At 47.7% G+C, this 15,957-nt stretch carries 11 protein-coding genes and 1 pseudogene; 9 read left to right on the top strand and 3 right to left on the bottom strand.

What is annotated here, in order from left to right; translation table 11 throughout:
• The first annotated feature begins 279 nt into the window (after nt 1-279).
• The 3 genes from CCC32_RS03755 to CCC32_RS03745 are packed head-to-tail and all read left to right on the top strand — an operon-like array spanning nt 280 to nt 5,698.
• Entirely contained in the window at nt 280-1,449 is a 1,170-nt protein-coding gene (locus CCC32_RS03755; protein ID WP_407725787.1) for an efflux RND transporter periplasmic adaptor subunit, read from the top strand.
• A gap of 33 nt (nt 1,450-1,482) precedes the next feature.
• Nucleotides 1,483-4,548 carry an efflux RND transporter permease subunit gene (locus tag CCC32_RS03750; protein WP_287072422.1) on the top strand — a complete coding sequence of 1,022 codons (3,066 nt, stop codon included), beginning with the start codon at nt 1,483-1,485 and terminating at the stop codon, nt 4,546-4,548.
• On the top strand, nt 4,523-5,698 hold the full coding sequence (locus CCC32_RS03745; protein WP_287072420.1) for a TolC family protein: 1,176 nt from the start codon (nt 4,523-4,525) through the stop codon (nt 5,696-5,698). Before CCC32_RS03750 ends, CCC32_RS03745 begins: the two co-directional genes overlap by 26 nt.
• 111 nt (nt 5,699-5,809) lie before the next feature.
• Here the strand turns inward: CCC32_RS03745 and CCC32_RS03740 are convergent, their stop codons facing one another.
• Nucleotides 5,810-6,568: an SDR family NAD(P)-dependent oxidoreductase gene (locus CCC32_RS03740; RefSeq protein WP_287072419.1), complete on the bottom strand. Its 759-nt coding sequence runs from the start codon at nt 6,566-6,568 to the stop codon at nt 5,810-5,812.
• A 311-nt stretch (nt 6,569-6,879) separates the two neighbouring features.
• Between CCC32_RS03740 and CCC32_RS03735 the strand changes: the two genes are divergently transcribed.
• Nucleotides 6,880-7,548 (top strand): phosphoribosylanthranilate isomerase, encoded by a 669-nt coding sequence (locus CCC32_RS03735; protein WP_287072418.1) that lies wholly within the window; start codon nt 6,880-6,882, stop codon nt 7,546-7,548.
• A 25-nt stretch (nt 7,549-7,573) separates the two neighbouring features.
• Entirely contained in the window at nt 7,574-8,137 is a 564-nt protein-coding gene (locus CCC32_RS03730; protein ID WP_287072417.1) for an anthranilate synthase component II, read from the top strand.
• Nucleotides 8,138-8,176: 39 nt separating this feature from the next.
• Here CCC32_RS03730 and CCC32_RS03725 read toward each other — a convergent pair.
• A pseudogene (locus tag CCC32_RS03725) lies at nt 8,177-10,339 on the bottom strand (alpha-amylase family glycosyl hydrolase).
• 118 nt (nt 10,340-10,457) lie between these two features.
• Nucleotides 10,458-11,345, bottom strand: a complete 888-nt coding sequence (gene fabD / locus CCC32_RS03720; RefSeq protein WP_022316201.1) for an ACP S-malonyltransferase — start codon at nt 11,343-11,345, stop codon at nt 10,458-10,460.
• Between the two features lie 471 nt (nt 11,346-11,816).
• Between fabD and CCC32_RS03715 the strand changes: the two genes are divergently transcribed.
• From CCC32_RS03715 to folD, 4 genes are all read left to right on the top strand, one after another.
• A complete protein-coding gene (locus tag CCC32_RS03715; RefSeq protein ID WP_022316202.1) occupies nt 11,817-12,455 on the top strand; it encodes an HAD family hydrolase in 639 nt (212 codons plus the stop codon).
• A gap of 184 nt (nt 12,456-12,639) precedes the next feature.
• Entirely contained in the window at nt 12,640-13,416 is a 777-nt protein-coding gene (locus CCC32_RS03710) for a hypothetical protein (RefSeq protein WP_287072415.1), read from the top strand.
• Nucleotides 13,417-13,635: 219 nt separating this feature from the next.
• A complete protein-coding gene (gene ffh / locus CCC32_RS03705; RefSeq protein ID WP_287072413.1) occupies nt 13,636-15,003 on the top strand; it encodes a signal recognition particle protein in 1,368 nt (455 codons plus the stop codon).
• Nucleotides 15,004-15,051: 48 nt separating this feature from the next.
• Nucleotides 15,052-15,930 carry a bifunctional methylenetetrahydrofolate dehydrogenase/methenyltetrahydrofolate cyclohydrolase FolD gene (gene folD, locus CCC32_RS03700; protein WP_022316205.1) on the top strand — a complete coding sequence of 293 codons (879 nt, stop codon included), beginning with the start codon at nt 15,052-15,054 and terminating at the stop codon, nt 15,928-15,930.
• Nucleotides 15,931-15,957 lie beyond the last annotated feature (27 nt).

The raw sequence follows: 15,957 nt of genomic DNA, 5'->3' as shown, positions 1-15,957 counted from the left end.
AACCGAATGGTTCAGACGCACTTTTTTTGTTTTCATTGATCCCAAATCGGTCGTTGGCGCTTGCTTGAATTCTGATTTTTCAGAAGCGTGGATTTTTAACTGAAAATTCCCCTATCTGTCATTATGTCCGTTTGAGGTTTATTGTCAGATGGGGAGCTATACTTCAGATTATCATTCATCTTTGGAAATCCGCTTTTGCAATCGGGTTGCAATACTGTTGTGGTATCTTTGCATCCAAATAAATGAAAAAGCGAAAAAAATAAAGAATCAAGAATTATGCTGAAGAAAAGCTTTTACTGTTTATCGCTGTTCATTCTCGCTCTTGGTATGGCTGCCTGTGGCAGCAAAAACCACGATCATGACCATGAAGAAGAGACGGAGCAGCATGCCGGCGAAGACGCCCATGACCATGACCACGATGGTGACGAGATTTTGCTGACTCCAGAAAAGGCAAAAGCTGCCGGAGTGGAGGTTGAAACAATTATGCCTGGAACCTTTCATGGCGTTATCCATACCAGCGGTAAAGTGTTGTCTGCATCATGCGACGAGACCACTGTCGTTGCCACAATCAGCGGCCGTGTGGCAAACAAGAATCATGTGAGTGAAGGATTGAAGGTAGCCAATGGTGCGGCCTTGTTCTCAATCACGTCAGCAGGAATGCAGGTTGCCGACGGCGATCCCGTACAGCGTGCACGTATCGACTACGAGCGTGCAGAGCGTGACTACACCCGTGCGCGAATCCTTATAAAAGATAAGATAATAAGCGATAAAGACCTCGCTGTGGCGAAGGCAGAATATGAGGCTGCAAAACTGACATATACAAGCATGCAGAAAACACGCAGTGCTGGCGGCGTAGTAGTCACCGCACCTCGCGGAGGCTTCATCAAACAGTGTCTGGTTAACGGCGGCGACTATGTTGAGGCTGGCCAGCCGCTTGCCATCATAACCCAGAACCAACATCTCTATCTCCGCGCAGAAATTCCAGAGCGCGAGTTCAAGGAACTGAACAAGATAAAGTGTGCGAAATTCCGTACCAGCTACAGTGACCGCCTTTATGACATCACTGATATGGGCGGACACATACAGTCGTATGGACGTTCGGCAGAGGTAAACAACTCCTACATTCCAGTCATATTCGAATTCAACAATACAGGCGATGTTGTTCAGGGTTCCTACGCTGAAATATTCCTCATCACCCAAGACCGACCTAACGTGATGACCCTGCCGCTCACTGCCATAACGGAAGAGCAGGGCGTGCATTACATCTATATCCAGGTGGACAAGGAGGGATACCGCAAGCAGGAGGTGACACTCGGCGAGAACGATGGCGACAGGGTGGAAATCCTCAGCGGACTGAAGAAAGGCGACAGGGTGGTGACCAAGGGAGCCATACAGGTGAAGCTCGCTTCGGCCTCTAACGCTATCCCTGCCCACAACCATAATCATTAAAGAAAATCCTACGTAACAGACAGATTATAAATTATGCTGAACAAGATTATCAGGTTCTCGCTTGAGAACAGAATACTCGTTCTTGTGGCGGCAGTTCTGCTTGTCATCGCAGGGCTATATTCTACAAGCAAGACCGAAGTTGACGTCTTCCCCGACCTCAATGCCCCAACCGTTGTCATAATGACAGAAGCGGGAGGTATGGCAGCAGAGGAGGTGGAACAGCTCGTCACCTTTCCTATAGAAACGGCAGTGAACGGCAGCACCGGAGTGCGCCGGGTGAGGTCGCAGTCAACCCATGGCTTCTCTGTAGTCTGGGTAGAGTTCGACTGGGGCACAGATATATATCTTGCACGCCAGATAGTCAGCGAGAAACTCGCAGCCGTTGGCGAACAGATGCCCGAAGGTGTCAGTGCGCCGGTGCTCGGACCGCAGTCGTCTATTCTTGGCGAGGTGCTCATCGTGAGTCTTACCAGCGACAAGGCGTCGCTTCAGGATCTGCGCACCTATGCCGACTGGGTAATCCGTCCGCAGCTGCTCTCAACGGGTGGCGTGGCACAGGTAAGCGTGCACGGAGGTGACATCAAAGAATACCAGATACTCATCAGTCCCGGCAAGATGAAGCATTTCGGTGTGTCGCTCTCCGAAGTTATGGCCAGCACACGCGGCATGAACACTAACACCAATGGTGGTGTCCGCTATAAATACGGCAACGAATATATCATCCGCGGCATCACCTCTACCAACGATATCGACAAGATCGGTGCCTGCATCGTGAAGAAAAACGGCGAGAGCGTGATAACGCTTGCCGATGTCGCAGACATCAAGGTCGGCAACCAGTCGCCCAAGCTCGGCGTGGCAAGCGAGAAGGCACGTCCTGCTGTATTGCTCACTGTGACAAAACAGCCGGATACCAGTACGCTGAAACTCACCGAACAACTGAACAATGCGCTCGATGAACTGAAGACCAACCTTCCGGCAGATGTACATATCTCAACCGATATCTTCCGTCAGGCAGATTTCATCGACAGCAGTATCGACAACGTGCAGAAGTCGCTCATCGAGGGAGCCATATTCGTGGTCATCGTGCTGATGATATTTCTTGCCAATGTCCGTACTACGGTGATTTCACTTGTCACAATCCCAATTTCATTCCTCGTGGCAATGATAGTGCTTAACGTTCTTGGCATAAGCATAAACACCATGACACTTGGCGGTTTGGCAATTGCCATCGGTTCGCTTGTGGATGATGCCATAGTGGATGTGGAGAACGTGTATAAACATATACGGCAGAACCGCGAACTGCCGGAGGCAGAGCGCATACCGATAATAGAACTCGTATACAACGCCTCACGTGAGGTGCGTATGCCGATTCTCAATTCCACATTTATCATTATCGTCAGCTTTGCCCCGCTGTTCTTCCTCAGCGGTATGGAGGGCAGGATGCTCATTCCTCTTGGCATAGCTTTCGTCACGGCTTTGCTCGCTTCCACACTTGTGGCTCTTACGCTCACACCAGTGCTCTGCAGCTATATGCTGAACAAAAGCAATGGTGAGATGCCGAAGGAGGCTTTCGTGGCGGTGTGGCTGAAGAAATACTACCGTGAGGCTTTGCTCTGGGTGCTCGACCATACCCGCACCGTCATCATTTCCTCTGCGTCATTGCTTGTTTTGGCTTTAGTGATATTCCTCTCGCTTGGCAGCAGTTTCCTGCCAAAATTCAATGAGGGATCATTCACCATAAACATATCCTCGCTTCCCGGCATTTCCCTGGAGGAGAGCGATTCCATAGGAGCACGGGCGGAAAGGCTGCTGCTGCAGGTACCGGAGATTCAGACCGTGGCGAGGAAAACAGGACGTGCAGAACTCGACGAGCATGCTCTCGGTGTGAACGTAAGTGAGATAGAAGCACCATTCAAGCTCGACGGCCGTAGTCATGAGGAGGTACTCGATGATGTGCGCCATCGCCTCTCCGTATTGGCGGGCGCAAACATAGAGATAGGCCAGCCGATATCCCATCGTATCGACGCCATGCTCTCAGGTACGCAGGCAAGCATCGCCATAAAACTCTTTGGAACAGACCTCAACAAGATGTTCACCATCGGCAATCAGATAAAGAAGGCTTGCAAGGACATCGACGGAATCGCCGACCTGAATGTGGAACAGCAGATAGAGCGTCCGGAACTGAAAATCATTCCGCGCCGCGAACTCCTCTTGCGCAACGGTATCACGTTGCCCGAATTCAACGAGTTCATCTCTGTTAACCTTGCCGGTGAAACTGTTTCTCAGGTGTATGAGGCTGGCAGGGCCTTCAACCTCGTGGTGAAAGGCGGCGACTACGATGAGATAAGCGACCTCATCATAGACGCGCCAGACGGACGCAAGGTGCCGTTGTCTGACGTGGCAGACATCGTGTCGAGTGCCGGACCGAACACCATCAACCGTGAGAACGTGCAGCGCAAGATAGTAATATCTGCCAACACCAGCGGCAGGGCATTGAGCGACGTCGTAGCTGATATCAAGAAAGCAGTGGGCGAAGAGGTGAAATTGCCAGAAGGCTATCGCGTAGAATACGGTGGACAGTTTGAGAGCCAGGAGAGTGCAAGCAGAGTGCTTTATCTCACTTGTACCATCGCCATTGCAATAATTTTCCTGCTGCTCTTCATGCAGTTCCGCAATGCCAAGGAAGCAGGCGTTATTCTTCTGAATCTGCCTCTTGCACTCATCGGAGGTATATTTGCTCTGGTGATTACTACAGGAGAAGTGAGCATACCGGCAATCATCGGATTCATCTCCCTCTTTGGTATCGCCACACGAAACGGAATGCTCCTCGTGACAGAATACAAGCGTCTGCGCAAAGAAGAAGGCGCTACAGTAAGGGAGGCTATAGTGAACGGTTCGCTGTCTCGATTGAATCCTATATTGATGACGGCTCTCACTTCGGCTCTTGCCCTCTTGCCACTCGCCCTTGGTGGAGACCTGCCGGGAAATGAGATACAGTCGCCTATGGCAAAGGTAATTCTCGGAGGATTGATTAGTTCAACATTACTTAACGCATTTATAATCCCCGTAATATATGAAAAGATTTCTAATCGTCGTTAGTTTCGTACTTATGGCTTTCACAGCCTCGGCAGACAACAGCGTTGACGATGTGCTGAAGCAGATAGCCCAGAATAATCTCACTCTGAGAGCTCTGCAACACGATAACGAGGCTGACGTACTCGACATAAAGGCTGAAAATTCCCTCGACGGACTGTCGGTGGAATACAGCCCGTTCTTCAGAAGCGGATATTCGGGCGTGGCGGAGAGTGAACTCGTGGTGAGCCAGGAGATACAGTTTCCTACCAAGTATGCCGACCGCAACAAGCAGGCGAAGATTCAGAAGACGGTGGGCGGAAAAATGTATGAAAAGAACCGTCGCGACATACTGCTCGAAGCGGAACAGCTGTGTATCGACGTGATACGTTTGAACAAGACCCTGGCAATGCTTGACCAGCGTCTGAAGAACAGCGAAACCCTGCATCAGATGTACGACAAACGTATGGCGGCAGGAGATGCAAATATCCTTGAGGTAAACAAGGTGAAGCTCGACTGCATGGAGGTGCAGACCATGGTAAGCGAGGCGCAGAACGAACGGATGCTCCTGCTGCAGCAGCTGCAACAGCTGAATGGCGGAAAGCCCGTGACAATTGACAGTGAGAAGTTTCCTGAATTCCAGCCGATAAAGGACTTTGAGTTCTACAAGGCTCTTTATCTTGCCAGCGATGCCGATATACAAATGGCTGAGACGATGCTGAAATCTGCTGATATGAATGTGAAAATGCAGAAAAGAGAGTGGTTGCCTAACATCTCTTTTGGCTATCGTCGCAACACGGAGCAGAAAGAAGGTGTGAACGGCCTTATGGTAGGAGTCAGCTTTCCGCTCTATAGCAACAGCAAGAGAATCAAGGCAGCCCGGGAGCGACGGCAGAGTGCAGAGCTGCAAGTGGAGCAGGCACGCAAGGATGCTGAATCGCAGTTGCAGTCTGGCTATCAACAGCTTGTCGGCTTGCAGCAGGTGCTTGACCATAGTGATGTCAAGATGATGCAGGAGTCTATAGTACTATTCTCCAAAGCTCTCCAGCATGGAGAAATCAATGCTTTGGATTATTACACAGAGGTAAACAGCATCTACGAGAAGCTCCAGCGCCATATCGACATTCATTGTCAGAGCGCAAAACTGCATGCAGTGCTGCATAAGAACGAATTGTAAGAGATTTGAAATTGAAAATAATAGGGGCAAGAATCTGTCATGTGATTCTTGCCCCTTGACCATTGGTTCTTATTTGTCCAGACTTTTCCCTGATGATAGGATAGGGATTTGTTATTTTTCCCTGTGCACTACGCTTCCGCTTGCCTGGTGTGTGGCAAGTATGAGCACTTCGGCAATCTGCACGTGCTTCGGAGCCGATGCTGCATAGAAGGCTACATCGGCGATGTCGGCACCAGTGAGCGGCTTGATGCCCTTGTATACATTGTCGGCACGCTCGTTGTCGCCATGGAAGCGCACCTTGCTGAAGTTCGTTTCCACGAGTCCCGGCTTGAGGTTCGTCACTCGCACAGCAGTGTCGGCTACGTCGATACGCAGTCCGTCAGACAGAGCCTTCACGGCTGCCTTTGTGGCACAGTATACGTTTCCTCCGGCGTAGGCGGCATCGCCTGCCACGCTACCGATGTTTATCACGTTGCCCTCGTTGCGTTCCACCATACCCGGCACCACAAGGCGCGTCATCGTGAGCAGTCCCTTCACGTTGGTGTCGATCATCGCGTCCCATTCTTCTGGCTTGGCTTCATATTCCTTGTCGAGGCCAAGGGCGAGTCCGGCATTGTTTATCAGCACGTTGATTTTCTTCCATTCCTCATCGAGCGAGTCTATCGCCTTTTTTGCAGCAGCCGTATCGCGTACATCGAATGCCAAGGTCTTCACCTCCGTGCCCCTGGCTTCCAGTTCGGCTTTGATTTCAGCCAGTTTCTCCTCGCGGCGTGCCGTGAGAATCAAGTCATAACCGCCTTCGGCAAACTTTCTTGCACAGGCTTCTCCAATGCCGCTTGTGGCTCCTGTGATAAGTGCAATCTTTTTCATCTTGATATTTTTTTATTTATTTTGTAAGTCATTGTTGTCGTATCCGCAGTGATAATCCCAATTTTTGCAAATTTAATGTATTTCTCGTAAATAAGCTTTCTATAAGCGGGCTTTTCGTGTTTTTTGAGTGAATTTTTTTTCCTGTTTACCTCACAGTAATTTGATGGAAAAGAATGGAGATTGAAAATAAAACATTACCTTTGTCTGCCGTTTCCATGAAAGGAATGGAAAAATGACATGTGGGCTGTTTGTCGTCAACTCGCATTCAGACAGCTTCTATAGGATAATTCGTTTTTTTTAATCACCAGCTTATGATGATAAAAGTATGCGGAATGCGCGATCCGGAGAATATTCGCGATGTGGGGAAACTGGGCATCGACATGATGGGATTTAATTTCTGTAAAGATGATCCGCGTCATGTCGGCATGATAGCGTCTTTGGCTGCCATTATTCCCGATTATGCAGACAGGAGACTCATCGCCGAAAACAATTCACCACGGCGTGTGGGAGTCTTTGCCGACGACATGCCGCAGAACATCGTCACTGCTGTATATAATTACAAGCTCGATTGTGTTCAACTTCAAGGCAGCGAGTCGCCAGTAATGATAGACAACCTTCGCCGGACTCTTGATCCTGATATTTGCAAAGGTGTCAGAATTTTCAAGACACTGAATGTGGCGAATATAGATGATTTGAAATCAAGCAGACAATATTCAGCTCATGCCGACATGTTGGTCTTCAATATGAAAAACGATGATACGGAGGGGGCAAGGTCGCATTCCGACTTTGAGTTGCTTGATGAATACGATGGTGGTTTGCCATTCCTTGTAGGAGGAATAGTGACGGAGGATTTGGACGGCATAAAGGCTGTTTCCAATCCTTGTTTTGCAGGTGTAGACCTGAACGAAGGATTTGAGACGAAGCCTGGCATCAAAGATACCTCAAAACTTAAAGATTTCATCTCCTTATTGAGAAAATGATTTGAAGACAAAAATCAGGGAGAATATGAGAATCGCTATAATTGACAATTACGACAGTTTTACTTATAACCTTGCACATCTCGTGAAGGCCATCGGTGTTGATGTTGACGTGTTGCGCAATGACTGTTTCGAACTCCACAGTCTGGCGGAATACGACAAGCTTTTGTTCAGTCCCGGTCCCGGCATACCGTCAGAGGCAGGGCTTCTTCTTGATGTGATAAGAGAATATGCCGGCAGGTTGCCGATCCTGGGAATTTGTCTGGGCCACCAGGCTATAGCCGAAGTCTTTGGAGCAAAGATTGAGAATCTGTCGCATGTCTATCATGGTGTGGCTACGCCATGTGATATTATAGCAGACGATAGCCTGTTTGATGGCCTGCCAAGACGTATTGAGGTGGGACGTTATCATAGTTGGGTGGTCAGCAGAGAAGGCTTTCCTGAGTGTCTTGAGATTACATCTGTGAGTGATGACGGAAAGATAATGTCCTTCCGCCACCGTCATTATGCAGTGCATGGAATACAATTCCATCCAGAGAGTGTGTTGACACCGGATGGAAAGAGAATCATCGGGAACTGGTTGGGAGAATGATGCTGTTTGGTTGCATCCTTTGCAGTTTCCCGACAATCCTTATTCCGCCACAATCTTGAATCTTACTCTGAACGAATGCTTCATCTCGTCCCAGTTGGTGCCGAGCAGCACGAACTTTCCTATTTGTGCAGTAGAACGCACATGCTTTCCGATACAAGGACATGCGTCGTAGTCGCCGATGCGCACGATACGCAGGGTTTCCGATGCGTCGTCGGGCAGTCTGTCAAGCTGCACATCGTCGGGAACATGGTCTCTGTCCACATATTCGAAAGTCACTGGCAGGTCTTCGGCTATCAGCTCGTTCATCCTGCGTTCTATTTCCTTTTCCTCGTTGCGGTCGGGCTTGTGGTCAAGGATATAACTGATTTTGCTTTTCTTTCGCTCTATATGAGCGTTTCGTGATCGTTCACATCCGAACATCCTCATCATCGTCTGGTTGAGAAGATGTTCGGCGGTATGAGCCGGCGGAAACTCCTCTTTGTTGTGTGTATTCAGTTCGTAGTCCATAGATTATTATTGTTTGATTCATTTTTATATCTTTATCACTCTGCCGCTCCATGCCTCCACTGAAAGATTCAGTGGGTCGGTGTCAGAAAGGGTGATGGTGATTTTCTCTCCGTTCAGCAGGTCGGTTCCTTCCATTATTCCTTTCTTCAGGTTGAGATAGTTGAATGCGTGTTGCGGAATGTTTACCTTGCAGTCGCTGCTCTCGTCGCTGAAGTTGGCAAGTACTATCATCAAATCGTCTTCGTTGCTTCTTAAGAAAACGTATTGCCTGTCTGCATTGAAGTCTGCAGATGTTGGGTTTACATACATGAGGTCGAAGAACTTGCCTCCTGTTACGGCATTCTCGCTGGTCGCAATGTTTAGCACCTTCTTGTATGTGGCTTCGATTGATTTTTCCTCTTTTGTCAGTTGTCTTCTGCTTGAATACCCGTGTATCAGCGAGTCGACAGACCAGTAGTCGAATATTGTCGTTCTTCCGTCTCTTCCGCTGAATCCCTCTTCGTCCATTCCTCTCTCTCCATATTCCTGTCCGGCATAAAGCATGAACGGGTTGGTTCTCATAAGTGCGCTTGTCATGAGAGCCGGTATGCCTTTCCTGGCGTTCCCGGCAAAGAAGTCGCTTGCAATTCGCTGCTCGTCATGGTTTTCCAGGAAATAAAGCATGTGGTCGGCGATGTCGTCATTCGTTTGCCACTGTCTCGTGATATCAGTGGCGCTCCTGTGGCCGCATACCACGTCACGCAAGCTGTCATACATTCCCACCTTGTCGTAGAGATAGTCAAAACCGGCATTTATATATTCTCTGTATCTGCCGGGATTGTATACCTCGCCAATGAATTTCACGTTGTGATGTTTTTTCCTCACTTCCGTCGTGACCCATTGCCAGAAAGCAGACGGCACCATTTCAGCCATGTCGCATCTGAATGCGTCTACTCCTTTTCCTGCCCAGAATAGCAGTATGTCGAGCATCTTCTTCCAAGTGTCTGGAGTGGGGGAGAAGTGTGTGGACACTCCGCCGGCATCGCAGTAGTCCACGCCGTAGTTCAGCTTCACCGTCTCATACCAGTCGTTCCTGCCCGGTCTGTTTCCGAAGCAGTCGTTGCCTGTGGCTTTGGCTGGGAATTCCTCGTATGGTAGTTCTTCACCATGATAGAGATCGATGTCGGCTGCAAAACTCTGTTCCGGGCAGTAGTAGAAATTGTTTTGCGGAGAGAATTGCATTCCTGTATTGTCGTTCTCACCGAAGTCGGCAATGCCTTTTGGTTTTGCTGTCGATTTGTATTGTCGTGCCACGTGGTTGGGCACAAAGTCTATTATCATCTTCAAGCCGGCTTTGTGTGTGCGCTTTACGAGAGATTCGAATTCGTTCATTCGCTTGTCTACGTTAGTCGCCAGGTCTGGGTCTATGTCGTAATAGTCGGTTATGGCATACGGGCTTCCCGCATTTCCTTTCACCACAGCCGGATGTTGCCGTGGTATTCCGTATCGGGTATAGTCTGTTGTTGTGGCGTGTCGTATCACTCCTGTATACCATACGTGTGTGGCGCCAAGCTCCTTTATTCTGCGCAACACAGCTGGAGTGAATGCGTTGAGTTTACCGCATCCGTTGTCCGTCAGCGTACCGTTGTGTTTCCTTGTTGTATTCGTGTTTCCGAACAGTCGTGTGAAGATTTGGTAGATTATAGCTTTTTCCATAAGTTTTCCGTTTTATGCAAATTTACATATTATTTTCAAATTATCGCCAGAAGTAGGTACAAAAAAAGAGCCATAGGTGAAAAACCTATGACTCCTTATGCTGTTTAAGAGGTTGTTCTTACTGTATTCCGTGAGCGGCTACAGTCTTGTCGATACGGCCGATCATACCCTGAAGAGCTTTGCCAGGACCACATTCTGTGAAGTCGTCTGCTCCGTCAGCGATCATGTTCTTTACACACTCTGTCCAGCGTACAGAGCTTGTGAGCTGTGCGATGAGGTTCTTCTTGATGTCGGTAGGGTCAGTATGAGGCTTGCCGTCAACGTTCTGGTATACCGGACACTTAGGAGCGTGGATTTCGGTCTTCTCGATAGCTGCTTCAAGCTCATCCTTGGCTGGCTGCATGAGTGGAGAGTGGAAAGCACCACCCACCTTCAGCGGCAGGGCACGCTTTGCTCCGGCTGCCTTCAGTTTCTCGCATGCCTCGTTGATAGCCTCGATGTTTCCTGAGATAACGAGCTGGCCTGGGCAGTTGTAGTTTGCAGGCACTACCACGCAACCAGGCTTGCTTACTTCAGCACAGATTTCTTCGATCTTGTCATCGGCCAGACCTACGATTGCTGCCATTGTCGATGGAGCTGCCTCACATGCCTTCTGCATAGCCATGGCACGGGCGTAAACAAGTTTCAGACCATCTTCGAAGCTCAGTGCTCCAGCTGCTACGAGAGCAGAAAACTCTCCGAGAGAGTGACCTGCAACCATTGATGGCTGGAAAGCGTCGCCCATGCAGAGTGCGCTGATTACGCTGTGGAGGAATACTGCAGGCTGAGTAACCTTGGTCTGCTTCAGTTCCTCGTCTGTTCCGTTGAACATGATGTCGGTGATGCTATAACCGAGAATCTCGTTAGCCTTATCGAAAAGTTCTTTTGCCAATGGATTGTTTTCGTAGAGGTCCTTGCCCATACCTACGAACTGTGCTCCCTGTCCGGGAAATACAAATGCTTTCATTTTTATCTATATGTTTGTTTATAATTAAGCGCTGCAAAGTTACAAGTTTTTTGTCGGATAACAGGCATTTAGTAAACAAAAACGTGCATAATTAGTCTAAAATACCTTTTTCTTGGTAGATTATTGCTGGTTTAACTCGTTGGTGGAATTAATTTAGTGCACACATTAATCCTAATGTCGGTTTGTTATTAAATGGGCACGCTGCTTTCCCAACTGTGGTACGCTGCTTGTCCCGGATGGGCAGAATTGCTGTCAGACAAATGCCCAATAAGTTCATTTTGTAATTCCAACCATCATGTCGTACTTTTGTTTCATTCTTGTTATGGAGCGTATAATAATCATGCTTGTCTTTGTCGTTTCATATATTTGTAATACTTTTGCATCCTGCAATCATACCTTTGCCGGTACGTGTTCAGGTATATTTTAAAAGCTGGAAAGATATATTATAGCAATCATTAATTCATTATTAAAATGAGAGAATACAAGACCTACGTTTTTGATTTGGACGGTACGCTGCTAAATACCATCAATGATTTGGCGGCAAGTGTTAACTTCGCATTGAAAGAATATGGAATGTCGCAGCATACGGTTGATGAAGTGAGAAACTTCGTAGGTAATGGAGTGAAGAAACTTATGGAGCGGGCTGTTCCCGATGGACTCGACAACCCATTGTTCGAGGATGCTTATGCCACATTCAAAAAACATTACTTGGAGCATGGACTCGACACAACAAAGCCATATCCGGGTATCGTGGATCTTCTTCGCGAACTGAAAAAGAGAGGAAAGAATATTGCAGTGGTGAGCAATAAATTCTATGATGCCACAGGTGAACTCGTGCGGCATTTCTTTGGAGAATATGTTAAGGTGGCAATCGGTGAGAGGGAGAATATAAGAAAGAAGCCAGCTCCGGACACCGTGCTCGAAGCCTTCCGTCTGCTTGGTGTAGACAAAGAGGAAGCTGTATATATAGGTGACAGTGATGTTGATGTGAACACAGCAAAAAATGTCGGCATTCCATGCATCAGTGTTCTGTGGGGATTCCGCGACAAAGAATTCTTGATAGAGAATGGGGCTACGACATTTGTGGAAACTCCGCAGGAAATATTGTAGTTTCTCATTGACTTGTATTTGTCAACAGGCAGGCATTCTCTTTTTGGGCGATTCCTCTTGTGCGATTTGAGTGGCCGTCCGGCTTGACTTCAAATTTCTTCCAGTTCATCTACTTATATATAATAAAGGTGAAAAAAGTTTTAGTCATTTGGTGAAAAGACGATAATAGATTACTTTTGTCTGTATGAAAAAAATATTGTTTCTGGTATTTTCCGCTATCCTTGCCTTGCCTTCGATAGTAATGGCTCAGGAGAATCTTGATGATATGAAGCAGGTGAAACCTAAGGATGTTTTGCAGGCAGATTCATTGGCAAGTCTTGAGATGAACAAAGACTGTATTCTCCCTCAATCGGTAGGGCCGCAGCCATACGCTCGCACAGAATATCTCGATAGAGGCAGACAGGATGCGGATACGTTGAATTTGCCGACTCTCAATATGAAAGGACAAGTGCCGCTCATGACTTATCCTTATGATGGGTGGTGGGGGTTCAACAACTGGACTCTCCATAAAGGTCTCAACGTGAATCTCGGTGCTTCCGTATTCGCAGCCTTTGGCAAAGGAGCCCCCAAGGGAGCAGGCTTCGCACAGGATTTGTCTATGATGTATGCTCTGCCGTTGACCAAACGGCTCACTCTTGCCATTGGCGGATGGGTGAGCAATGCATATTGGGCACACGACAGGTTTACAGATGCCGGTGTCAGCGCAGTTCTCGGATATAAATTTGATGAGCACTGGGAGGCATATGTCTATGGCAGAAAAAGCCTTGTAAACAAACCAATCCCATATCGCTTTTGTACGATGGACGACCTCGGTGACCGTATAGGCGCTGCCGTGAAGTATAATTTCAGTCCGAGTTTCAGCGTTCAGGTGTCTGTTTCTATGGGACAACGGGACTACAGAAATCCATATGGTGGAATGTTCGGTTCAGAACCGGATATGGGATTTGGAGACATGAGGTGATTTGACTTGTAGTGTGTAGTTTACATTTTAGTGGATTTCACGTGTTTAATCGCAATTTTGTAAATGTGGCAAGGCCTGATTTCCTTTGCTAAAGCATTTTTTATAGTCAAAGTGTTTAAAATATTTTAAATACATCCTCTGTTCCTTTTGTTTCTAAACCATATTTCTTATATTTGCAAAAGAAAATTAAAAGAAGAACGAAATATTATATAGAAATTTATGTTTGAGAATCTAAGTGACAGACTTGAGCGTTCCTTCAAGATACTGAAAGGAGAGGGAAAGATTACAGAGATTAACGTTGCAGAAACGCTCAAAGATGTACGTAGGGCATTGACGGAAGCGGATGTCAATTATAAGGTTGCCAAGACTTTTGTTGACACCGTAAAGAAGAAGGCGATGGGTATGAATGTGCTCACTGCCGTAAAACCAGGACAACTCATGGTGAAGCTCGTTCACGACGAGCTCGCTGAACTTATGGGTGGTGATGCTGCCGAGCTGAAGCTTCAGGGCAGACCGTCTATCATCCTGATGTCTGGTCTTCAAGGTTCCGGTAAGACAACTTTCAGTGGAAAGCTTGCCAATATGCTCAAGAAGAAACAACACAAGAATCCGTTGCTCGTGGCGTGCGACGTTTATCGTCCTGCCGCTATTCAGCAGCTCAAGGTCGTTGCAGAGCAGATCGGTGTTCCTGTGTATTCAGAAGATGGAAACAAGGATGTCGTAGAGATTGCCAACAATGCCATAAAGGAGGCTAAGGCAAAGAGCTACGATGTCGTTATTATAGATACCGCCGGTCGTCTCGCCGTTGATGAAGAGATGATGGACGAGATAGAAAGACTGAAGAATGCCGTCAATCCCGACGAGACACTCTTCGTTGTTGACTCCATGACCGGTCAGGATGCCGTGAATACGGCAAAGACATTCAATGACCGTCTTGATTTTGACGGTGTCGTTCTGACAAAGCTCGATGGTGATACACGCGGTGGTGCGGCATTGAGTATCAGAACGGTTGTGACAAAGCCTATCAAGTTTGTCGGAACTGGTGAGAAGATGGAAGCAATCGATGTTTTCCATCCGTCACGTATGGCTGACCGTATCCTCGGAATGGGAGATATCGTCAGCTTGGTTGAGCGTGCTCAAGAGCAGTTTGATGAAGAGGAGGCAAAACGTCTGCAGAAGAAGATTCAGAAAAACAAGTTCGACTTCAACGATTTCCTCGGACAGATTCAGCAGATCAAGAAGATGGGTAATCTGAAAGACTTGGCTTCGATGATTCCGGGTGTGGGAAAAGCAATCAAGGATGTGGACATCGATGACAATGCTTTCAAGGGTATCGAGGCGATAATCCTCAGTATGACTCCAAAGGAGCGCACTAATCCGGAACTCCTGAATACGAGTCGCCGCCAGCGCATCGCCAAGGGATCCGGTACGAATATCCAGGACGTGAACCGTCTGATAAAGCAGTTCGACCAGACTCGCAAGATGATGAAGATGGTGACTGGCTCGAAGATGACACAGATGATGAACGCCATGAAGCACATGAAGGGCGGAATGCCAGGAATGCCGGGTGGTATGCCTAAGATGTGATAGGCAGGGGTTTTAATTAAGAAATTACAAAACTTACATATATAAGATATGCAGTTGATTGACGGAAAGGCTACAGCGGCGAAAATCAAGGAAGAGATTGCCGCTGAAGTGAAAGATATAATGGCAAAGGGAGGTAAACAGCCTCATCTTGCCGCTATTCTCGTGGGTCACGATGGCGGTAGCGAGACGTATGTAAAGAACAAGGTTCTCGCTTGTGAAGCTTGCGGATTCAAAAGTTCACTGATACGTTTCGAAGAGAATGTGAGCGAGGAGGAACTCCTTGATACAGTGAAGAAACTGAATGACGATGCTGATGTTGACGGTTTTATCGTTCAGCTCCCGCTCCCCAAGCATATTGATGAGCAGAAGGTAATCGAGGCTATCGACTATAGAAAAGATGTTGACGGATTCCATCCAGTCAATGTGGGTAGAATGGCGATAGGTCTGCCTTGCTTCATCTCAGCCACACCGCTCGGCATACTGACATTGCTTCAGCGTTATAATATCGAGACGTCTGGCAAGAAATGTGTTGTTCTCGGCAGAAGCAACATCGTAGGCAAGCCTATGGCACAGTTGATGATGCAGAAGCAGTATGGTGACTCCACGGTGACTGTATGCCACAGCCATTCCAAGACTCTCAAGGAGGAATGTCGCGAGGCTGACATCATAATTGCAGCCATCGGCAGACCGGACTTCGTTACTGCTGATATGGTGAAGGAGGGTGCCGTAGTAATCGATGTCGGTACCACACGTGTGCCGGACGCTACACGCAAGAGCGGATTCCGTCTTAATGGAGACGTGAAGTTCGATGAGGTCTCTCCAAAATGCTCTTTCATCACTCCTGTTCCTGGCGGAGTAGGACCGATGACTATCTGCTCGCTCATGAAAAACACTTTGGCGGCAGGTAAGAAGGAGTATTACAAATGATAATAAGACAGAACAAAATAATTCTAT

Origin of the sequence: Prevotella sp. LMAG:51 (genome assembly GCF_008680225.1) — a bacterium.
Taxonomy (GTDB): Bacteria; Bacteroidota; Bacteroidia; order Bacteroidales; family Bacteroidaceae; genus Prevotella; species Prevotella pectinovora.
This window is presented reverse-complemented; position numbering and strand designations above follow the sequence as displayed.